19 protein-coding genes are annotated in these 20,280 nt (G+C 66.4%); 8 read left to right on the top strand and 11 right to left on the bottom strand.

Features of this window, described 5'->3' with window-relative positions:
• Window positions 1-154: 154 nt before the first annotated feature.
• Complete coding sequence (locus ACHMWQ_RS21470) at window positions 155-997, top strand: NAD-dependent epimerase/dehydratase family protein (RefSeq protein ID WP_396309017.1); 843 nt, start codon at window positions 155-157, stop codon at window positions 995-997.
• A 223-nt stretch (window positions 998-1,220) separates the two neighbouring features.
• On the opposite strand, the gene ACHMWQ_RS21465 is transcribed toward ACHMWQ_RS21470, so the two are convergent.
• The 3 genes from ACHMWQ_RS21465 to ACHMWQ_RS21455 form a co-directional block, all read right to left on the bottom strand.
• The gene (locus ACHMWQ_RS21465) at window positions 1,221-1,781 is read right to left on the bottom strand and encodes a methylated-DNA--[protein]-cysteine S-methyltransferase (RefSeq protein WP_396309016.1); all 561 of its coding nucleotides are present in this window, start codon (window positions 1,779-1,781) and stop codon (window positions 1,221-1,223) included.
• Between the two features lie 42 nt (window positions 1,782-1,823).
• Complete coding sequence (locus tag ACHMWQ_RS21460; RefSeq protein ID WP_396309015.1) at window positions 1,824-2,624, bottom strand: potassium channel family protein; 801 nt, start codon at window positions 2,622-2,624, stop codon at window positions 1,824-1,826.
• Between the two features lie 87 nt (window positions 2,625-2,711).
• On the bottom strand, window positions 2,712-3,407 hold the full coding sequence (locus ACHMWQ_RS21455) for a GntR family transcriptional regulator (RefSeq protein ID WP_396309014.1): 696 nt from the start codon (window positions 3,405-3,407) through the stop codon (window positions 2,712-2,714).
• A gap of 380 nt (window positions 3,408-3,787) precedes the next feature.
• Here ACHMWQ_RS21455 and ACHMWQ_RS21450 point away from each other — a divergent pair, with 380 nt between their 5' ends.
• Window positions 3,788-5,182 carry an FAD-binding oxidoreductase gene (locus tag ACHMWQ_RS21450; RefSeq protein ID WP_396309013.1) on the top strand — a complete coding sequence of 465 codons (1,395 nt, stop codon included), beginning with the start codon at window positions 3,788-3,790 and terminating at the stop codon, window positions 5,180-5,182.
• 49 nt (window positions 5,183-5,231) lie between these two features.
• On the opposite strand, the gene ACHMWQ_RS21445 is transcribed toward ACHMWQ_RS21450, so the two are convergent.
• The 5 genes from ACHMWQ_RS21445 to ACHMWQ_RS21425 all read right to left on the bottom strand — a co-directional run bounded on the left by ACHMWQ_RS21445 (window position 5,232) and on the right by ACHMWQ_RS21425 (window position 11,190).
• Window positions 5,232-6,230 carry a LacI family DNA-binding transcriptional regulator gene (locus tag ACHMWQ_RS21445; protein ID WP_396309508.1) on the bottom strand — a complete coding sequence of 333 codons (999 nt, stop codon included), beginning with the start codon at window positions 6,228-6,230 and terminating at the stop codon, window positions 5,232-5,234.
• 294 nt (window positions 6,231-6,524) lie between these two features.
• On the bottom strand, window positions 6,525-7,634 hold the full coding sequence (locus ACHMWQ_RS21440) for a substrate-binding domain-containing protein (protein WP_396309012.1): 1,110 nt from the start codon (window positions 7,632-7,634) through the stop codon (window positions 6,525-6,527).
• A gap of 29 nt (window positions 7,635-7,663) precedes the next feature.
• Window positions 7,664-8,707: an ABC transporter permease gene (locus ACHMWQ_RS21435; RefSeq protein ID WP_354551656.1), complete on the bottom strand. Its 1,044-nt coding sequence runs from the start codon at window positions 8,705-8,707 to the stop codon at window positions 7,664-7,666.
• 81 nt (window positions 8,708-8,788) lie between these two features.
• Window positions 8,789-10,294, bottom strand: a complete 1,506-nt coding sequence (locus ACHMWQ_RS21430) for a sugar ABC transporter ATP-binding protein (RefSeq protein ID WP_396309011.1) — start codon at window positions 10,292-10,294, stop codon at window positions 8,789-8,791.
• 134 nt (window positions 10,295-10,428) lie between these two features.
• Window positions 10,429-11,190 carry an SDR family oxidoreductase gene (locus ACHMWQ_RS21425; RefSeq protein ID WP_354550821.1) on the bottom strand — a complete coding sequence of 254 codons (762 nt, stop codon included), beginning with the start codon at window positions 11,188-11,190 and terminating at the stop codon, window positions 10,429-10,431.
• Window positions 11,191-11,359: 169 nt separating this feature from the next.
• On the opposite strand from ACHMWQ_RS21425, the gene ACHMWQ_RS21420 reads away from it, so the two are divergent.
• Complete coding sequence (locus tag ACHMWQ_RS21420; RefSeq protein WP_396309010.1) at window positions 11,360-12,388, top strand: L-idonate 5-dehydrogenase; 1,029 nt, start codon at window positions 11,360-11,362, stop codon at window positions 12,386-12,388.
• A 305-nt stretch (window positions 12,389-12,693) separates the two neighbouring features.
• Here ACHMWQ_RS21420 and ACHMWQ_RS21415 read toward each other — a convergent pair whose 3' ends face one another.
• Window positions 12,694-13,125 (bottom strand): hypothetical protein, encoded by a 432-nt coding sequence (locus ACHMWQ_RS21415; protein ID WP_354550819.1) that lies wholly within the window; start codon window positions 13,123-13,125, stop codon window positions 12,694-12,696.
• A 267-nt stretch (window positions 13,126-13,392) separates the two neighbouring features.
• Between ACHMWQ_RS21415 and ACHMWQ_RS21410 the strand changes: the two genes are divergently transcribed.
• The 3 genes from ACHMWQ_RS21410 to ACHMWQ_RS21400 all read left to right on the top strand — a co-directional run bounded on the left by ACHMWQ_RS21410 (window position 13,393) and on the right by ACHMWQ_RS21400 (window position 15,669).
• Window positions 13,393-13,920 carry an HPP family protein gene (locus ACHMWQ_RS21410; protein WP_354550818.1) on the top strand — a complete coding sequence of 176 codons (528 nt, stop codon included), beginning with the start codon at window positions 13,393-13,395 and terminating at the stop codon, window positions 13,918-13,920.
• A gap of 64 nt (window positions 13,921-13,984) precedes the next feature.
• Window positions 13,985-14,911, top strand: a complete 927-nt coding sequence (locus tag ACHMWQ_RS21405) for an ABC transporter ATP-binding protein (protein WP_354550816.1) — start codon at window positions 13,985-13,987, stop codon at window positions 14,909-14,911.
• Window positions 14,908-15,669, top strand: a complete 762-nt coding sequence (locus tag ACHMWQ_RS21400; RefSeq protein WP_354550815.1) for an ABC transporter permease — start codon at window positions 14,908-14,910, stop codon at window positions 15,667-15,669. The genes ACHMWQ_RS21405 and ACHMWQ_RS21400 overlap by 4 nt, the downstream gene beginning before the upstream one ends.
• Window positions 15,670-15,728: 59 nt before the next feature.
• Here ACHMWQ_RS21400 and ACHMWQ_RS21395 read toward each other — a convergent pair whose 3' ends face one another.
• Complete coding sequence (locus ACHMWQ_RS21395; RefSeq protein ID WP_396309009.1) at window positions 15,729-16,115, bottom strand: YciI family protein; 387 nt, start codon at window positions 16,113-16,115, stop codon at window positions 15,729-15,731.
• A gap of 209 nt (window positions 16,116-16,324) precedes the next feature.
• On the opposite strand from ACHMWQ_RS21395, the gene ACHMWQ_RS21390 reads away from it, so the two are divergent.
• Window positions 16,325-17,962, top strand: coding sequence for a Na+/H+ antiporter (locus ACHMWQ_RS21390; protein ID WP_396309507.1), 1,638 nt, complete (start codon window positions 16,325-16,327; stop codon window positions 17,960-17,962).
• 204 nt (window positions 17,963-18,166) lie between these two features.
• Here ACHMWQ_RS21390 and ACHMWQ_RS21385 read toward each other — a convergent pair whose 3' ends face one another.
• On the bottom strand, window positions 18,167-18,934 hold the full coding sequence (locus ACHMWQ_RS21385) for a glucose 1-dehydrogenase (RefSeq protein WP_396309008.1): 768 nt from the start codon (window positions 18,932-18,934) through the stop codon (window positions 18,167-18,169).
• A gap of 242 nt (window positions 18,935-19,176) precedes the next feature.
• On the opposite strand from ACHMWQ_RS21385, the gene mgrA reads away from it, so the two are divergent.
• Window positions 19,177-20,184, top strand: coding sequence for an L-glyceraldehyde 3-phosphate reductase (gene mgrA, locus ACHMWQ_RS21380; RefSeq protein ID WP_396309007.1), 1,008 nt, complete (start codon window positions 19,177-19,179; stop codon window positions 20,182-20,184).
• Window positions 20,185-20,280: the final 96 nt, after the last annotated feature.

Raw genomic sequence — 20,280 nt, 5'->3', positions numbered from 1 at the left:
CGAGGGGCTGCGCAAGCGCGAGATATTCCGCTGGGGCATTGTCACATCGCGATCCGATGCTATGTTAGCGCTGTCATCGCGGCTCCGCCGCCTCGCGTCACAGGCCGGTCAGGCGTTGCCGCCGGCATCCAGTCCAGAGCTTCGGGAGAGAAACATGATCATCGTTACGGGTGGAAGCGGTCTTGCGGGTCGCGCGGTGGTGAAGGATCTCGTCGAGCATGGCTACGAAGTCGCCTCGATCGACATGGCCCTGCCGCCGCCGGGGCAGGGCGTGCCGTTCAGCAAGGTCGATCTGACCGACTACGGCCAGGCGCTGGCCGCCTTCTCCGGGATCGACGATCGCTTCAAGAAGGCAACCGGGATCATCCATCTGGCCGCGATTCCCGCGCCGGGCCTGGCGCCCAACCACGTCATCTTCGAGACCAACATGATCTCGACCTACAACGTGTTCGAGGCGGCGCGGGTGCTCGGCATCAAGAATGTCGTCTGGGCCTCGAGCGAGACGGTGCTCGGCCTGCCCTTCGAGACGCCGCCGCCCTACGTGCCGGTCGACGAGGCCTATCGTGGCCGACCCGAGACGGCCTATTCGCTGTCCAAGTTCCTCGGCGAAGAGATGGCCAAGGAATTCTGCCGCTGGGATCCGGAAATGAAGATCTTCGGCCTGCGCTTCTCCAACGTCATGCCGCCGGAGCGCTATGCGGAATTCCCGGCCTTCGACGCCGACATCAACGCCCGCAAGTGGAACCTCTGGGCCTATATCGACGTGCGCGACGCCGCGCAGTCGTGCCGGCTGGCGCTGGAATCGCCGCTTAGGGGCGCCGATGTCTTCGTCATCGCCAATGAGGACGGCGTCATGAGCCGGACGAATGATTCCCTGCTGGACGAGGCGTTCCCCGGCATCGAGCGCAAGCGCCCCATCAGCCCGAACGAGACGCTGCTCTCGATCGACCGCGCGAAGAAGGTGCTCGGCTACAAGCCGCAATACGGCTGGCGGTAGGGGCGCGGGCGGGCGTCGCCCGCGTTTCTCCGAGAAGGACACGATCTACGAACAGACTCCGCCGTCACCCCGGCCTCCGAGCCGGGGTCCATAAATCAGGGTTTTTGGGGAGGTACGCACCGCTCCACCCAGGCTCGGCCTGAGAGGCTTCGGCTGAATGGATTCCTGCTTTCGCAGGAATGACGGAGGTGTGTCCCGATCGACAGTGGCTGGCGCTGAGCCGTCAGGCTCCGTCCGGACGGCTGCCGAACAGCGGCAGCTCGTACAGCTTGGCGCGGCTTTCGATGGCGAGGACCCGGCGCTTGGTGGCGATGCCGCCCGTGCCGGAGAAGCCGCCCATCTTGCCCCCGGCCGCCAGCACGCGGTGGCAGGGGATGAGGATCGGATAGGGATTTTCGCCGAGCGCCCGGCCGACGGCGCGCGCCGCGCCCGGTTCGCCAATCGCCGCGGCAACCTCGCCATAGGTGAGCGTCTGGCCGGGCGGGATCGCGCGGGTCACGTCATAGACGCGCTGGTTGAAGGGCGGGATATGATCGGGGTCGAGCGGGACGGCGGTCAGGTCATCATCCGCGCCTTCGAGCAGCGCGACGATCGCTGCGATGGCCGACTGGACAAAGGCCGGCGGCTCCTCGGAGTGCGCATCGGGGAAGCGGCGCGCCAGCGCCAGGCGCGTCTGCTCGGCATCGGCGCCCGGAAATTCAACGCCCGTGATGCCGCGCGCGCTCCAGCTGATGCCGCAGCGGCCGATCGGCGTATCGAACAGGGCAAGGCCTTGGGTGGTCATCCCCGCAATCTAGCACAAACCGGGAACGAGACCAGCCACCGGCTAGCTGTTGCCATCGTCGGGAATGGCCAGGATCTCGCCGCAGGCCTTGCAATGGACGGCGTCCGGGTCGTGCATCTGCAGGGCGCAGCGCGGGCAGGGAAAGTACACCTTGTTGGGCCGGAAGATGGATTGCGCCAGGCGCACGAACAGCGAGATGCCGCAGATCATCGTGACGATGGCGGTCAGCTTGCCCCAGGGCCCGGGCAGGGTGATGTCGCCGAAACCGGTCGTGGTGACGGTCGCGACCGTGAAGTAGAGCGCGTCGATATAGCCGGCGAAGCCGGGGCTGAAGCGGAAGAAGAAGGTGTAGATGAAGCCGGTGGCGACGAACAGGAACGTCACCAGGTTGAGCACCGCCTGCACCGGCTGCTGCCAGCGGGCCAGCTGGCGTTTCGACAGCGGCCGCCACAGGAAGCCGCTGCGCGACAGCGACCAGAGCCGCAGGATGCGCAGGAAGCCCAGATTGGCGAGATAGGCCGGAAACAGCAGCGTGATCAGGATGAAGATGTCGACGATCACCGTCGGCTGCCGCAGCCAGCGTTTCAGGTCGGTTTCCGCCAGCCCCCGGCAGGTCAGGTCGACGGCGAGCACGATCGCGATGGCATAATCGTACCAGAGGAAGGCCGAGGCATCGCGGATCATCGGGGTGGCGATGAAGAAGGCGATGATCAGCAGGTCGATGGTGACGACGCAGGTCTGGAACAGGCGGGCCGGCCTGGCGCGGCTGTGATAGAGAAAATGCAGGTGCCGCCGCAGCCGGGCGAAGCCACCGTCCATCGCGCTCTTGGAATTGGATTGCATAAGGGCTCGCTCAACCGCCCGAGTGGCAGCCATGACACGGCCGGGGCCGCTCGGAACTCCGGCTTCAACGCGCCGGCGGGACCAAGCCTATAGATGGGCCAGGGTCGGGTCCAACGGCTTCCGCGTCTCGATCCCTTCGGAATAGATGTCGCGGACCCGGTTGACATGGTCGCGGATCGTGGCCGTCGCGCTTTCGAGGTTCCGGTCGGCCACCGCTTGGACGATCGCCGCGTGCTCGTTGCGCGAGACGTCGAAGAGTTGCTCGTTGGGCGAGGAGAAGTTGGCGCGCAGCGCCTGGATGCGCGGGTCGACCGAGCCATAGACCTCGGCCAGCAGGCTGTTGCCGCAGGCGACGAAGAAGGCCTTGTGAAAATCCTGGTCGAGCGTGTGATAGGTCTCGCGCTGGTAGCCGTCGCGCATCTTTTCCATCTCCGCGAAGGTGCTCGACAGCGCCTTCAGCAACCGCGCCTGGCCCCGTTCCATGGAAAGCCCCAGCGCGTAGCTTTCGAGTTCGATGCGCAGCTCGCAGAGTTCGCGCACCTTGTCGATGGTCGGGAAGGGGACGTAGCAGCCCCGCTGCGGCTGGATTTCGACGAGGCCGAGCGACTGCAGCTGGAAGAACGCCTCGCGGATCGGCGTCTTGCTGGTGCCGAAGGTCTCGGCCACGGCCTTTTCGCTCAGCATGGTGCCGTAGGCGATCTCGCCATGCACGATGCTGTGCAGCAGGCGATCGAATGCCCGGGCGGTCAGCGACTTGGGCCGATCGAGAGGCAGGGCGGTCATCGGCGGCGGCTCCCCTTGCTGACGTTGCGAGGCCACGCCGGTGGCCTGGCTTCGGCTGGACGATATTTCGACCGTTGAAGAATGGCATGGCACATGCGCGCGCCCGCCGGAAGCCTGACTGTCACGGGCGCCGCCGCTTCCCCCTTTTTATCCCTGCCCTCGGGTCCGGGGCACCTGTCCAAATGGACGAGGTGTCCGGACGGGATCGGGCCGTCGAGGGCGCAAATTGAAGGCGCTTTCGGCCTTTGTTCTGCTCTAGAGGCATTTCCTTCTGCGGACGTCGGTTGCCAGATCCCAAGTTTTAAAATATCTCAGATATGAATTTGAGGAAAGGCTGGATCGGTCGGCTCGCGGCGCGGTTCTTCCGGACGGAGATGGGTATGGATACGACCGAGACGACGCTGGACGAGACGATCCTGATCCGGGACGTCGACCGCGGATCGCACTACATCCGCGACTGGACCGGCGAGGCGGACGGCAACCCCTCCTTCGTGGCGCGCCCACGCTCGGTCGCCGAGGTTGTCGATCTCGTGCGCTATTGCGCCGAGAAGGGCTTGGCCATCGTGCCGCAGGGTGGTCACACAGGCCTGGTCGAGGGCGCATCGGCGCGGATCGAGGGCGGCCATGTCCTGGTCAGCCTGGAGCGCATGAACCGGATCCGGGCGATCGATCCGCTCAATTTCAGCGTCGAGGTCGAGGCCGGCTGCGTGCTGGAAGTGCTGCACCAGGCTGTCGAGGCGGAGGATCTAATGTTCCCGCTGTCGCTCGGCGCCAAGGGCAGCTGCCAGGTCGGCGGCAATGTTGCGACCAATGCCGGCGGCATCAATGTGCTGCGCTACGGCATGATGCGCGACCTCGTGCTCGGCCTGGAAGTCGTGCTGCCGGATGGCCGCGTTTGGAACGGGCTGAAGACGCTGCGCAAGGACAATACCGGCTATGACCTCAAGCAGCTGTTCCTGGGTTCGGAAGGCACGCTCGGCATCGTCACGGCGGCGTCTCTGAAGCTGTTCCCGCGCCCGAGCAGCATCGAGACGATGTTCCTGGCGGTCGCATCCGCCAGCGATGCCATTCGCCTGTTCGCCGCCGCGCGTCGGCATCTGGCCGACCTGCTCTCGGCCTTCGAATTGATCTCGGACCGCAGCGTCGAGCTGGCGCGCACCATGCCGGACATCTCCAATCCGCTCGGCACCGGCGCGCCCTATTACGTCCTGCTCGAAGCATCCTCCAGCGGCCCGCTCGATCTCGAGGCGCTGGTCGGCGGCTTCCTCGAATTCGCCATGGAAGAGGAAATGGTGCTCGACGGCGTGCGGGCCTCAAGCGTCACGCAGGCGCAGAGGATCTGGGCGATCCGCGAAGGGGTCGTCGAGGCGCAGGTCAAGCACGGCACCTATCTGCGCACCGACGTGTCCGTGCCGATCTCGCAGGTCGCCGCCTGCATCGACGAGGTCGAGGCGGCGTTGGCCGAGACCGTCGCCGATGGCGTCGTGCTGACCTATGGCCATATCGGCGACGGCAACATGCATTTCGTCGTGATGCCGCCGCGCGACATGCCGGAGGGCCCGGACCGGCGCAACTGGATCAAGGCGAGCGAGGCGGTGATCTTCGAGGTGGTCGACCGTCTCGGCGGCTCGATCAGCGCCGAGCATGGCATCGGCCGCGCCAAGCGCAGCGCCTTCGAGAAGCGTGCCTCGGCGACGCAGATGGACCTGCTGCGCACGCTTAAATCCGGCATCGATCCGGCCAACCGGATGAATCCCGGCGCGATCTTCGAATGACGGCCTGAGAGCCTTCACCTCGACGACCGTGATCGGGCCTTTGGCCCGGTCACGTGCTTTCGCGCTGGATCACCCGGAACGGCATTTCGTGGGTCTCCGGTGCGATCCGCTGGCCCTCGCGCCGCGCCTCGATCGCGCGCAGCAGCAGGCGGCCCGCCGTGCGGCCGATCTCGAACGCATCGACGGAAACCGTCGTGAGGCGCGGATGGGCGCAGCGCGACACCTCGAAATCGCCGAAGCCGGCGATGGCGATCCGCCCCGGCACGGCCCAGCCGCGCCGATGGCATTCCATCAGCGCGCCGAAGGCGGAGAGATCGGAAACGCAGATCGCGGCATCGACCTCGGGCCATTGCTCGACCAGCTGGACGATCGCCTCGCCGCCCTGTTCCATCGAGATCGGCGGACTGCCGAACGAGATGATGCGGGAGGGACCCAGTTGCAGTTCGGCGATCGCCTGGCTGTAGCCGACGCGGCGATCGGCGCCGCGCGTGTCGCGATTGCTGGTGCCGCCGATGAAGCCGATGTTGCGGTAGCCGCGCACGTAGAGGTCGTGCACCAAGGCGCGGATGGCTGCCGCGTTGGAAAAGCCGACGACATGCTCGACCGGCTCCTGCGGCAGGTCCCAGGTCTCGATGACGGGAATGCCGACGGATTCCAAGAGCCGCCGCGAGCGCGGGCTGTGCGAGCCGCCGGTCAGGATGATGCCTTCGGGCCGGCGCGTCAGCATGGATTCGAGCAGCGTCTCCTCCTTCTCGACGAGATAGTCGGTGCGGCCGAGCAGGAGCTGCAATCCGCTGCCTTCGATCGCCTCGCTGACGCCGCGCACTGTGTCGGAGAAGTTGGAATTGTTGATCGAGGGGATCAGCGTGGCGACGAAGCCCGAGCGCTTGGACGAGAGCGTGCCGGCGGTCTGGTCGAGCACGTAGCCGAGTTCATCGACCGCGGCCATGATCCGGCGACGGGTTTCGTCCGAGATCGGGCCGCCCTTCTTCAGCGCGCGCGACACCGTCATGGTCGAGACGCCGGCGCGCTCGGCGACGTCGGCCATGGTGGGCTGGCTCTTCGGCGTTCGGCCGGGGGGATCGGTCGCCATCGTCTCTATCCATGGGGCGGCGCGGGACATACCGCGCCGTGGGGAAAAAGGCTGAAACAGCCGGGTGCGGGATATGCCGTCTCGGCGAAGCGTCGTCGTTAGCCCAGCCACGCCCGGAGCGCCAGAGCAGGGCGCACGACACCGGCCGGGGCGAGCGCCTGTGCGGCGCGGGCCTCTCTCCGGGGCGGTGGACTTAGCATGGGGGGAACCGGCGGCGACGCGAGGCCGCCACCGGTCAGGACGTGGCGCTTACTGGACGCCCCAGATCTTCTTGTATTCGGCGCGATAGCCATTGTCGGGGTCGAAGACGTTCTTCGGGCCGCCGTCAAAGGCAACATTGTCCGGCGTCACGAGATGGACGCCCGGGACGTAGCCCGACCACTTTTCGCCGGCAAAGGCGCGGTTCAGCTCGTCGACGAGCTGCCAGCCCTGCATCGCGAGGGGCTCCGGCACGGTAGCGGCCTGGTGGTCCTTGGCGCGGATGCGCTGATAGGCCGATTCCGAGCCGTCGCCGGCCGAGATGTTTTGCGGATCGCCGTCACCGGCAATGCCGGCAGCCTGCAGCGCCGGTGGCATGAAGTCGAAATAGAGGTCGTTGATCGCCAGCGAATGAGTCCACTTGGCGCCGTTTTGCTGCAGCAGCGTCGTGGTCAGCTGCGGGATGCGCGTCGAGACGTCGGCGAGCGGCGTATCCTGGAAGGAGACGACCGTGCAGCCGGCGCACTTCTTGATCCACTCTTCCATGGCGCGGCCCTTGGCGATGGCGATCGCATAGGTCGAGTCGGCGAACACGACCACGCCGGCCTTGCCGTCGGAATCGGCGATCGCCTTCATCGCCGCGACCTTGGCGACTTCCATCGCATCGGTGGTGACGTTGGCGAAGATCGGCGTGCCTTCGAGCGGGCCGGGAACGGGGCCGGAATGCCAGCCGACCATGAGGATGCCTTCCTTGGCGGCGCCCTCCAGTCCGGCCTTCTGCTCGACGGCATCGCTGCCGCCGACGATGATGGCGTCCGGCTTCAGGGCGATCGCCTGGGAGAGCGCCGTGGCCTGGCCCGAAACGGTGCCCTGGCCGTCGATCTCGCGATAGTCCCAGCCGATCGCTTCGGCCGCTTCCTTGGCGCCCTGCGACACGCCCAGGATGCCGCCATTGCGCATGTCGCCGGCGACATAGACGACGGTCTTCTTGCCGACGGCCTTGGGGCCGGTGGTGGGGCCGTCCCACTTGTCGGCGCGGCCGACGGCCTTGGCGACGACGGCCTTGGCCTCGTCGACGAAGGCGTCGGCGTGGGCGACCATCGGAATGGCCATCAGGGCGACGGCGCTGGCCGCGGCAAGCAACAGGTTACGTGACTTCATGAACTTCCCTCCGAGTTGTGACGGGGTTCTTAAGTGCCCGTCTTTTTGAATGGCTTGTTGTTGGTGCCGCGGCGGCGCTGGGCGTAGCCGGCGATGCCGATGGCGATCAGCAGCGTGACGCCGTTGAACATCGGCTCGACCCAGAACGAGCCGCCGAACTGCTGGATGCCGGCGATGCCGACCGCCAGAATGGCGACGCCGGCGAGCGTGCCCCAGACATTGACGCGACCCGGCTTGATCGTGGTCGAGCCCAGGAAGGCGCCGACCAGAGCCGGCAGCAGATATTCGAGGCCGACGCTGGCCTGGCCGATGCGCAGTTTTGAGGCGAGCAGCACGCCGGCCACCGCCGTCAGCGCGCCGGATGCGACGAAGGCGCCCATGGTGTAGCGCTGGACTGGAATGCCGTTGAGCGCGGCGGCCTTCGGATTGGCGCCGATGGCGTAGAGATAGCGGCCGATCGGCAGGTGCTCGAGGATCAGCCAGAGCACGATGGCGAGGCCGATCACGTAGAACCCGGTGATCGGCAGGCCGAACACCATGGTTCCGTTCAGCGACAGGAAGCCCTGCGGCAGCTGCGCCACCACCTGGCGGCCTCCAGTGTGCCAAAGCGCGACCGCATAGAGCACGGTGCCGGTGCCGAGCGTCGCGATGAAGCTATCGATGCGGGCGACCTCGACCAGCAGGCCGTTCAGCAGGCCGACGCAGGCGCCGAGCACGATGACGATCAGCACGGCGAAGGGCCAGGGAATGCCGGCCATGGTCTGCAGGCTGATGGCCAGGATATGCCAGAGCACGATGCCGTAGCCGACGGTCAGGTCGATCTTGCCGGCGGCCATCGGGATCATGGCGGCGAGCGAGAGCAGCGCGATGATCGCCTTGTCCGAGATGATCGACCGCACGTTCAGCATGGTCGGGAAGGTCTGCGGCAGGATCAGCGAGAAGATCACGATCAGCAGCACCAGCAGGATCGGCAGGCCATAGACCGGGATGCGGCGGCGCAGGCGCTCGCCGAAGGAAGCGTTCTTCAATTCGCTGCGGGTCGGTTCCAGCGCATCGGAGCGGACGGAGTTCATGGACATGGGCGCGGTTCCTGGAGCGTTTTCGAGCGAAGTCGGGTCCGGTTCGCGGAAGAAAACGCGACTAAACGAAGGGTTCTAGGCTGCTTCCGACGCGGAGGCCGCGGTGATCACCGATTGCGTGGTCAGGGCAGGGCCGGTCAGTTCGGCGATGATCCTGCCCCGGTTGAAGACGAGCGCCCGATGGCAGATATGGGCGATTTCCTCGAAATCGGTCGAAACGACGACGACGGCGAGGCCCTTTTCCAGCGCCTGCGCGATCAGCCGGTAGATCTCGGCCTTGGCCCCGACATCGACGCCGGCGGTCGGGTCCTCGGCGATCAGCAGGCGGCGGTTGGTGGCGAGCCAGCGCCCGACCACGACCTTCTGCTGGTTGCCGCCGGAAAGCCCTTCGATCGGCAAATCGGGATCGTTGGGGCGAAGGCCGACAGAGGCGCCGAGTTCGACCGCCTGGCGCGCCTCGGCGCGGGGCGACAGATAGGAGAGCAGGCCGCGGCCGATGGCGGCCGGGTTGAGGAAGGCGTTTTCCCGGACGGAGAGCGAGAAGGCGACGGATTCCTCGGTGCGGTCGCGCGCCACCAGGCCGATGCCGGACTGGAGCGCGGCGCGCGGGGAGGAGAGGTCCGGCGCCTGGCCGTCGATCTCGATCGTGCCGCGATGCGGCGCGGCGCCGAACAGCGCGCGGCCGATCTCTTCCTGACCCGCGCCGCGCAGGCCGACGAGGCCGAGCAGTTCGCCCTGTCGGATATCGAAGCTGACCGGCCCGGCGGAGGGCGTCTCCAGGTCGCGGATGACGACGCGGACCTTGCCAGAACCGAGCTCGCCCTTCTTGAACAGCTCCAGTGTCGTCGAACCGACGATCAGGCTGACCAGCTCGTCCGGGGTCGTTTCGGAAACCGGCTTCTCGCCGACCTTGAGGCCGTCGCGCATTACGACGACACGGTCGGCGATGCGGAAGATCTCGTCGAGCCGGTGCGAGACGTAGATCATGCCGACGCCCCGGGCGCGCAACCGGCGGATTGCCTCGAACAGGCGCTCCACCTCATCGGCCGGCAGGCTGGCGGTGGGTTCGTCGAGAACGAGGAAGTCGCAATCGACCACCAGCGCGCGGGCGATCGCGACCAGCGATTTTTCCGTGCGGCTCAGCGCATGGACGCGGGTCGTGGGGTCGAGGTCGCAGCCGACCAGTTCCAGCGCCGTCGCGGCGCGCTGCTCAGTCGCTTTCCAGTCGATCAGGCCGCGCTTGCCGCCGCGGCCGGCGAAGCCCTGGGCAAGGCCCATGTTCTCGGCCACGGTCATCCATTCGACGAGGCCGAGATCCTGATGGATGAAGGCGACCTTCTGGCGTTCGCCGCGCGCCTGGGCGCGATGCCGGTAGGGTTCGCCGCCGATGGTGACATGGCCGCTATCGGCGCGAAAAATGCCGCCGAGGATCTTGATCAAGGTCGACTTGCCGGCGCCGTTTTCGCCCAGCAGCGCCACGACCTCGCCGCGCGCCACCTCGAAACTGACGCCCTTCAGCGCTCGCGTGCCGCCAAATGACTTGGCGACATCGTCGAAGCGGAGGACCCCTCCGTCGATCATGGTGTTCCCTCCTGGATGCGGCGCGGTCACCGCTTATCGCATCGTCCGGCTCTGTGTCCGGTTATTATTGTTATCGATAACAATCTTAGGCCTGTCAAGCGCGGCCAGCGAACCGGCCGCGCACTTAGCGGTCGCTAGAGGCTGGCGGTGATGCCGCCATCGACATAGAGGATGTGGCCGTTGACGAAGCTGGAGGCGTCGGAGGCGAGGAAGATCGCGGCGCCGGCCAGTTCCTGCACGTCGCCCCAGCGCCCGGCCGGCGTCCGGTTGGCGAGCCAGCCGGAGAAAGCTTCGTCGGCGACGAGGGCGGCGTTCAGCTCGGTCTTGAAATAGCCGGGGCCGATGCCGTTGACCTGGATGCCGTAGCGGGCCCAGTCGGTCGCCATGCCCTTGGTCAGCATCTTCACGGCGCCCTTGGTCGCGGTATAGGGGGCGATGCCCGGCCGCGCCATTTCGCTCTGCACCGAGCCGATATTGATGATCTTGCCGCGTCCGCGCGGAATCATGCGGCGACCGACCGCCTGGCCGACCAGATAGACGCTGTCGATATTGGTGGCGACGATCTTGCGCCACGCCTCGAGCGGGAAGTCCTGCAGGGGCGTGCGGTGCTGCATGCCGGCATTGTTGACGAGGATGTCGATCGGGCCGATGTCGGTCTCGATGGCCTCGATGCCGGCGGTCACCGCGTCGGGATCGGTGACGTCGAAGGCGGCGGTGCGGACGTCATAGCCCTTGGCCGCGAGTTCGGCGCGCGCCTGCTCCAGCCGCGTCTCGTCCCGGGCGTTGAGGACGATGCGGGCGCCGGCCGAGGCGAGCGCGTCCGCCACGGCATAGCCGATGCCCTTGCTGGCGCCCGTGACGAGGGCCAGTCGCCCGCTGAGATCGAACAGGTTCACGCGATCACTCCCCAGAGCATTTTTGATTGGTCGTTGAGATAGGTTGGTATCGATAACAAGGGGCTGTCAAGCTGGTCCGGCGCCGGCGCCGTGTCTTGGAGCCGGGCTGACTTGCACTGGGGCGGGATCCTGATATCGATAACAAAAAGCCTGCCGAGGGAGAGAACCGATGCGCGCCGTCGTCATTCATGCCGCCCATGATCTCAGGATCGAGGAGCGGGAGGTCGGGGCGATGGGGCCTGGCGAGGTCACCGTCCGTATCGAGGCCGGCGGCATTTGCGGCTCGGACCTACACTATTACCAGCATGGCGGCTTCGGTACGGTGAAGCTGCGCGAGCCGATGATCCTAGGCCATGAGGTGGCCGGCACCGTTTCCGCCGTCGCGCCGGACGTCACCCGCGTCAAGCCGGGCGACCGTGTCGCCGTCAACCCGTCGCGTCCGTGCCGCGCCTGTCGCTACTGCTATGAGGGCCTGCCGAACCAGTGCCTCAGCATGCGCTTCTATGGCAGCGCCATGCCGATGCCGCACATCCAGGGCGCGTTCCGGCAGGAACTGGTCTGCATGGCGAGCCAGTGCGAGAAGGGCGACAAGGCCTCGGTCGCCGAACTGGCGATGGCCGAGCCCTTCGCCGTGACGCTGCATGCCCTGTCGCGCGCGCCGTCGCTGCTCGGCAAGCGCGTGCTGATCACCGGCTGCGGTCCGATTGGCGCGCTGACGGTCGCCGCCGCCCGATTTCATGGCGCGGCCGAGATCATCGTCACCGATGTCGTCGACGAGCCGCTCGCCTACGCCCGCGAACTGGGCGCCGACCGCACCATCAACATGGCGCGCGAGCCCGAGGCGCTGGCCGCACTCGCCGTCGACAAGGGCAGCATCGGCGTGATGTTCGAATGTTCCGGCAATGAGCGGGCGCTGCGCTCCGGCCTCGACGTGGTCCGGCCGCGCGGCACCATCGTCCAGGTCGGCCTCGGCGGCGAGCTGTCCCTGCCGCAGAACGTCGTCGTCGCGAAGGAGATTTCGCTGACGGGTTCGTTCCGCTTCCATGACGAGTTCCCGCTGGCGGTCCAGCTGATCGACGCGCGCAAGGTCGACCTGCGCCCGCTGCTCACCGGCAGCTTCGGCATCGAGGATGCGCGCGAGGCGTTCGAGACGGCCGGCGACCGTAAGCGCGCCATGAAGGTCCAACTGGCGTTCTAGGGGAGGGGGGGGGCGCCGCCCTCTCCACCCCTCCTCAGCATGTCGAGGCTGGTGTGACGCTGGGCCGAGCCACGAAGATTTCAGCAGGATCAGAGCCATGTCCGGCTCGGCCGTCATCCCGGCGACGGCCGGGATCCATACGCACGGGCCTGCCGGAGAGAGGCTTGCCAGGGTTTTCTGGGCCGGTGTTCATGGGCCCCGGCCTTCGCCGGGGCGACGGGCGCGTCCATGCGCCTGAGGCCGGATCCCAGTTTTTAAGGTTGCGCCAAGGTTTCCCGAACCGCGAAGGCCCCAGCCGGATCCCGTTACCGGCGCCGCGGGCGGGGCGGTTCCGGTTCTTCCCAATCCTCGTCCCAGTCATCGTCGAGATCCGCGTCCGGATCGTCTTCGTCGTCCTCCAGCTCTTCCTCCTCGTCGTCATCCTCTTCCTCCGGCGGTTTCGGCCGCGGACGGCGGGAGAGGTAGCGCAGGATGCCGCCATTGATGGCGAGCGCCAGGGCGAGCAGCAGGAAGTTGACGATCGGGCTGGAACTGTCGATCCACCAGGTGAGCAGCACGCTCCAGGGCAGTCCGAGCACCAGCCCCAGCACGGCGGCCAGCGGATTTTCCGCCACCATTCCGAACGCGCTCAGCGGCACGAGCAGCAGCGCGAAGATGGCCCATGCCACATAGATCAGAAACAGAATGCGGATCAGGCGCCAGCGCATGGTGGGTTCGGTGCAGTTGGATCGCGGCATCGCCCTCCGACGCGGCCGGACGGAACATCACCTCCGCCGGGCTCGAGTCTAGGCGTTCCTGCTTTCCAGAATCTTTCAGGCCTCGCGCGTGCGGAGAGGTTGTGGATAGCCCGGATTTGCCAGCCTGCCGCGTCCGGCGCCACGACAGCCGGGGTTTTCTGCGAAGCGCCGCTTTTCTAGGCGAGGATTGCTCGTTTTTTCGCCAATCTTCGCCTAGAAAAGCAAGCCCATTCTCCGGGCGCCCGATCTTTCCAGCACAGCAGCCCCATGACCCGCCGCCTTCGTCCTTTCGTCACCCGCCATGAAGTGCGCTCCGGCAATACGCTGACGCATCTGAAATCCGGTCTCGGCGGCGCCATCGGCATTGGCGCGGTCGGCGCGGCGGCGGCGCTGACGCATGAGCCGTTCCTGATCGCGCCGTTCGGCGCGTCGGCCGTGCTGCTGTTCGGCCATCCGGCGAGCCCGCTGGCGCAGCCGGCCAATGTGATCGGCGGCTATCTCGTCGCCACGCTGGTGACGCTGCTGGCGCTCGCCTTCTTTCCCGGCGCCTGGGTCGCGGCGGCGGCCGGCGTCGGTGTCGCCATCGCGCTGATGTCGATGCTGCGCATCACCCATCCGCCGGCAGGCGCCATTCCCATCCTCGCCGCCACCTCGACCATCCAGGGCGGCACGCTGCTCGGCGTCGTGCTGGGCGGCAGCATCGGCCTCGTCGGCGTCGCCTCGCTGCATCACTGGCTGCCGCCGCGGCACGAATATCCCAAGCGCCCGCCGGTCAAGGATGTAGCCGCGCCCTGAAATTTGAGTGCGCTGTTGCATAAATCTCGCCGAAATGCCGACTGCCTCGGCTATTATCGGCGCCATGCAAAACATCATTTCCGTCGCGAATCTCTCGAAAGTCTATGCGTCAGGCTTCGAGGCGCTGAAAGGCGTGACCCTCGACATCCGTCGGGGCGAGATCTTTGCGCTGCTCGGCCCGAACGGCGCCGGCAAGACGACGCTGATCAGCATCATCTGCGGCCTCGTCAATCCGTCGACCGGCACCGTGTTGGCCGATGGCCATAACGTCGTCACCGAATACCGCGCCGCCCGTTCCCGCATCGGCCTGGTGCCGCAGGAGCTGACGACCGACGCGTTCGAAACCGTCCTGGCGACCGTCACCTTCAGCCGGGGCCTGTTCGGCAAGCCGCCGAACCCGGCCCATATCGAAAAGATCCTGCGCGAGCTGTCGCTGTGGGACAAGAAGGATTCCCGGCTGCGCACGCTGTCCGGCGGCATGAAGCGCCGCGTGATGATCGCCAAGGCGCTGTCGCACGAGCCGGAGATCCTGTTCCTCGACGAGCCGACGGCCGGCGTCGATGTCGAGCTCCGGCGCGACATGTGGGAAGTGGTGCGGCAGCTGCGCGAGAGCGGCGTCACCATCATCCTGACGACCCACTATATCGAGGAAGCCGAGGAGATGGCCGACCGGATCGGCGTCATCCATCGCGGCAAGATCATCCTGATCGAGGAAAAGGCCGAGCTGATGCGCAAGCTCGGCAAGAAGCAGCTGACGCTGCAATTGCAGGAGCCGCTTCACGCCATTCCGGACGGCCTCGGCGACTATGGCCTTGCCCTCGGCGCTGGCGGCAACGAGCTGATTTACAGCTATGACGCCGATGCCGAGCAGAAGGGCATCGCCGACGTGCTTGGCGCGCTCGGCAAGGCCGGTATCCATTTCAAGGATCTGCAGACGAGCCAGCGCTCGCTGGAAGAGATCTTCGTCAGCCTGGTGAGTGAGCGGTCATGAATCTTTACGCAATGCGCGCGATCTATCTCTTCGAGATGGCGCGGGCCGGCCGCACCGTGCTGCAAAGCATCATCGCGCCGGTGATCTCCACCTCGCTCTACTTCGTCGTCTTCGGCGCGGCGATCGGTTCGCGCATGCAGGCGATCGACGGCGTCACCTTCGGCTCGTTCATCGTGCCAGGGCTGATCATGCTGTCGCTGCTGACGCAGAGCATTTCCAACGCGTCTTTCGGCATCTACTTCCCGAAATTCACCGGCACCATCTACGAAGTGCTGTCCGCGCCGGTGGCGCCGTTCGAGATCGTCATGGGCTATGTCGGCGCGGCGGCGACGAAGTCGATCATCCTCGCCCTGATCATCCTGGCGACGGCCGGCCTGTTCGTGCCGATTGAGATCCAGCATCCTTTCTGGATGCTGCTGTTCCTGGTGCTCACCGCCGTCACCTTCAGCCTGTTCGGCTTCATCATCGGCATCTGGGCCGATGGCTTCGAAAAGCTGCAGCTGGTGCCGCTGCTGATCGTGACGCCGCTGACCTTCCTGGGCGGCAGCTTCTATTCGATCACCATGCTGCCGCCGGTCTGGCAGAAGATCGCGCTGCTCAATCCGGTCGTCTATCTGGTCAGTGGCTTCCGCTGGAGCTTCTTCGGCACCGCCGACGTCCATGTCGGCATCAGCGTCATCATGACCCTGGTTTTCCTGGCGGTATGCCTCGGCATCATCACCTGGATCTTTAAGACCGGATACCGGCTCAAGAACTGATCGAGCCGAGAGGCCGCGCGTCACCGCGCGGCTTCCGGATCGGGCGTCCGGGCGGACGATCAGGCGGGGGCCGTCTCTTCCACTTCGCCGAGCGTGCCGGGCATGAACAGCGAGATCGGGCGAAGCTCGTAGGCGCCGCCGGGGTTGGCGCGGGTCAGGTCGCGCGCAACCGCAAGCGCGGCTTCGCGGTCGGCGACGTCGACGACATAGAAGCCGAGCAGCTGCTCCTTGGTCTCGGCATAGGGGCCGTCGATCACCCGGTCCTGGTTCTTCAGGAGGGTCGTGGCGGCCTTGGTCGGATGCAGCCGCGCGGTCGGGCCCAGCTGGCCGTTGCGGGCGAGCGTCTCGTGCACACCGTGCAGGCGGGCCATGACCGCGTCGTCTTCCTCCTTCGTCCAGCCGGTGACGACCTCTTCGGAATGATAGCAAAGGATGGCGTAGAGCATCGGACGGGTTCCTCCTCCTCCGAGCGGGTCTCGCGCCAGTCGGCGACGCCCGCTGTAACATTCATGATATCGCCCGGAACTATAACCAGCCTGCCTTCGCAATTTGGCGCCCGGCGGTCGCGAAAAAGTCGAACTGAAACGGTTCCTTGGCGAAGTGCGATGCGTCGCAGTATATCGGCTTCGGCCGCGAAGTCAGGATCCAGCATCCCTTGGAAACCATCACCATCGTTCTCGTGCTGCTGCTTGCCGTGGTGGTCAGCGAGTATCTCTCGCGCATGCTGCGACTGCCGATCCCTCGCCCGCTGGTCCAGATCGCGCTGGGCGGTGCGATCGGGCTGATCGGCGATTTCCAGGTCACGCTCAATCCCGACATCTTCTTCCTGCTGTTCCTGCCGCCGCTGCTGTTCCTGGATGGCTGGCGCATTCCTAAGGAAGAGCTGGTCCGCGACAGCAAGACGATCCTGGCGCTGGCCTTCGGCCTGGTGGTCTTCACGGTGCTGGGCGTCGGGCTGTTCATCCATGCCATGATCCCGGCCATGCCGCTTGCCGTCGCTTTCGCACTGGCGGCGGTGCTGTCGCCGACGGATCCGATCGCGGTCTCGGCCATCGCCGCGCGTGTCCCGATCCCGAAGCGCATGATGAACATCCTGGAAGGCGAGTCGCTGCTCAACGATGCGTCGGGCCTGGTCTGCCTGCGCTTTGCCGTCGCCGCCGCGCTGACGGGAACCTTCTCGCTCTACGAGGCGACGGCGGATTTCGTCTGGGTGGCGGTGGGCGGCCTCGGCGTCGGCTTCGTGGTCACCACGATCATCAACGCCGCCAAGAACTGGATGGCGCGCCATTATGGCGAGGACACCGGCTCGCAGATCCTGATCAGCCTGCTGATCCCGTTCGCCGCCTATCTGCTGGCAGAGCATCTAGAATGCTCCGGCATCCTCGCGGCGGTTTCCGCCGGCGTGACCATGAGCTTCAGCGAGGCTTCCGGCCAGGCCATGGCGACCACGCGGGTTCGCCGCAGCACCGTCTGGGACATGATCCAGTTCGCGGCCAACGGCATCATCTTCGTGTTGCTCGGCGAACAATTGCCGGCGATCCTGCGCAGCGCCGCCGAAACGGTCCGCCTGACCGGCCATCACGATCCCGGCTGGCTGCTGATCTATGTGCTCGCGATCAACCTGGCGCTGGCGGTGCTCCGCTTCGCCTGGGCCTGGGTGTCGCTCGGCTTCAGCCTGTTTCGGGCGCGGCGGCGCGGCATCGTCATCGAGCGGCCCAGCTGGCGCTTCGTCGTGGCGATGTCGCTGGCCGGCGTGCGCGGCGCGATCACGCTCGCCGGCGTGCTGACCTTGCCGCTGGTTCTGAACGACGGCTCGCCCTTTCCCGCGCGCGACCTCGCCATCTTCCTGGCGATGGGCGTGATCATCCTGTCGCTGGTCGCCGCCAGCATCGGCCTGCCGCTGCTTCTGCATGGCCTGCATCTGGAAACCAATACAGGCCAGCGGGCGGAGGAGGACCGGGCGCGGATGGCGGCGGCGGAGGCTGCCATCGCCGAGGTCGAGCGCGTGCAGCACGAACTGGCGGAAGGCAAGTCGGATGCCGATCTCTACGTCGCGGCCGCGGCGCGGATCATGGATCTCTACCGCGCCCGCATCGAGGCGCAGTCGCGCGCCGGCGAGGATGCGGCCCTGGCCCGCCAGATCGAGGCGATCGAGGCGCGGCTGCGCGTCGCCGCGCTGAAGGCAGAGCGCATGACGATCTACCGCCTGCTGCGCACCCGCAAGATCGGCAGCGAGACGGCGCGCAAGCTGGTGCGCGAACTCGACCTGATGGAAGCGCGCTACGAGGGGTGAGGGGGCTTTTCGTTTGGCGAGGTGCCCCCGCGCCCACCAACCCACCGGCGTCATCCCGGGCGGAGACCCGGGATCCATTCAGCCGTGCCGCCGGGAGTTTGCTCGGCTCTGTATTCCGGCCGGATGGATCCACGCCTTCGCGAGGATGACGGCGAGCGTGGGGCTTGCTTGCCCGCTTCGTGCGCCCCGCTGCGCCCCTCCGCCCTACACCACGGCCGTCACGCCGCCATCGACATAGAGGATGTGGCCGTTGACGTAGCTCGAGGCGTCGGAGGCGAGGAAGATCGCGGCGCCGGCCAGTTCCGGCGTTTCTCCCCAGCGGCCCATCGGCGCGCGCTGCGCCAGCCAGGCGTGGAAGCTCTCGCTTTCGACCAGCGCCTTGTTCAGCTCGGTCTTGAACCAGCCGGGACCGATGCCATTGACGTTGATTCCGTGCTTGGCCCATTCCGCGCACATGCTCTTGGTCATCATCTTTATCGCGCCCTTCGAGGTCGAATAGGGCGTGATCGTCGCGCGACCGAGCTCGCTCGTCACCGAGCAGATGTTGATGATCTTGCCGCGCTTGCGCGGGATCATCTTGCGCGCCACGGCCTGGCCGACGAGGAAGGCCGCATCGACATTGGTCGCCAGCACCTCGCGCCACTGTTCCAGCGTGAAATCCTCGAGCGGCAGGCGCTTCTGCGTACCGGCATTGTTGACGACGATGTCGATCGGCCCGATGTCGCGCTCGATGGCGTCGACCGCGCTAGCGACGGCCTCAGCATCGCAGACGTCGAATACCGAGGCGCTGGCGTTGAGGCCGGCATCGCGCAGTTCGGCCGCGGCCGGCTCCAGCGTCTTGGCATCGCGGCCATTCAGAACGACGGTCGCGCCGGCCTCGGCGAGGCCGCGCGCGATGGCGAAGCCGATGCCCCGGCTCGATCCGGTGATGAGCGCGACCCGGCCCGTCAGGTCGAAGAGTTTCGTCGTCATGCAGTCCTCCCGATCGGCGGTTCGATCCGCCTGAATTTCCCGGCCCGGTTGATCGCATGGCCTGCCGGGTCGCGCAACGCGGGCCCTGGGGAGCCCTGCCATGCGCGGGCGATGCCCGATGCTTGACGAAGATGCGGCAAGCGCCCAGAATTGTCACTTCGTTTGACGATTTTCGGTGCATAGCGCGTTCGCCTTGCCGGCTCGATCCGGCTGGCCCGCTGCGCATCCCTGAGGATTTTTCCATGGTCTATCAAGCTGCCGCCAATCGCTATGACGCGATGAAGTATAACCGTGTGGGCCGGAGCGGGCTGAAGCTGCCGGAGATATCGCTGGGCCTCTGGCACAATTTCGGCCATGACGGCAAGGTCGAGACGATGCGGGCGATGTGCCACCGCGCCTTCGACCTCGGCATCACCCATTTCGATCTCGCCAACAATTACGGCCCGCCTCCCGGCTCGGCCGAGGAATTCTTCGGCACCATGGTGGCCGGCGACTTCAAGCCCTATCGCGACGAACTGATCATCTCGTCCAAGGCCGGCTATCTGATGTGGCCGGGTCCCTATGGCGAATGGGGCAGCCGCAAATATCTGATCGCCAGCCTGGAGCAGAGCCTGAAGCGCATGAAGCTCGACTATGTCGATATCTTCTATTCACACCGCTTCGATCCGGAGACGCCGCTGGAAGAGACGATCGGCGCGCTCGATGCGATCGTCCGCCAGGGCAAGGCGCTCTATGTCGGCATTTCCAGCTATTCGTCCGCCCAGACCGCCGAGGCCGCGGCGATCGCGCGCCGGCTCGGCACGCCGATCGTCATCCACCAGCCGCGCTATTCCATGCTCGACCGCTGGACCGAGAAGGACCGTCTGCTCGACACGCTGGAGACGGAGGGCATGGGCTGCATCATGTTCTCGCCGCTTGAGCAGGGCGTGCTCTCGGACCGTTACCTGAACGGCATCCCCGCCGACAGCCGGGTCCGTCATTCTCAGTCGCTGCGCGAAAGCGCGCTATCGGCGCAGAACCTGGAGCGGGTGAAGGGGCTGAACGACATCGCCAGGGCTCGCGGCCAGACGCTGGCGCAGATGGCGCTTTCCTGGGTGATGCGGGATGGCCGCATGACGTCGGCGCTGATCGGCGCCAGCAAGGTCTCGCAGATCGAGGACGCCGTGGCGAGCCGCGACAAGCCGACCTTTACCGCGGACGAGCTCGCCGCGATCGACAGGCTGGCCATTGACGGCATGCTGAAGGGCTGATCGACCCGGCGCCGTCCTGCCTGTCTGCGGGCAGGACGGCGCCGATCAAGCTTTGGCCTATGGCCTTGGATGTCTTGTAAAGAAGAATTACAAGTC

The organism is Kaistia sp. UC242_56 (assembly GCF_044452255.1).
GTDB classification, from domain to species: Bacteria; Pseudomonadota; Alphaproteobacteria; order Rhizobiales; family Kaistiaceae; genus Kaistia; species Kaistia defluvii_A.
Note: the sequence above shows the minus strand (reverse complement) of the source record. Positions and strands in the feature narration are given on the sequence as shown.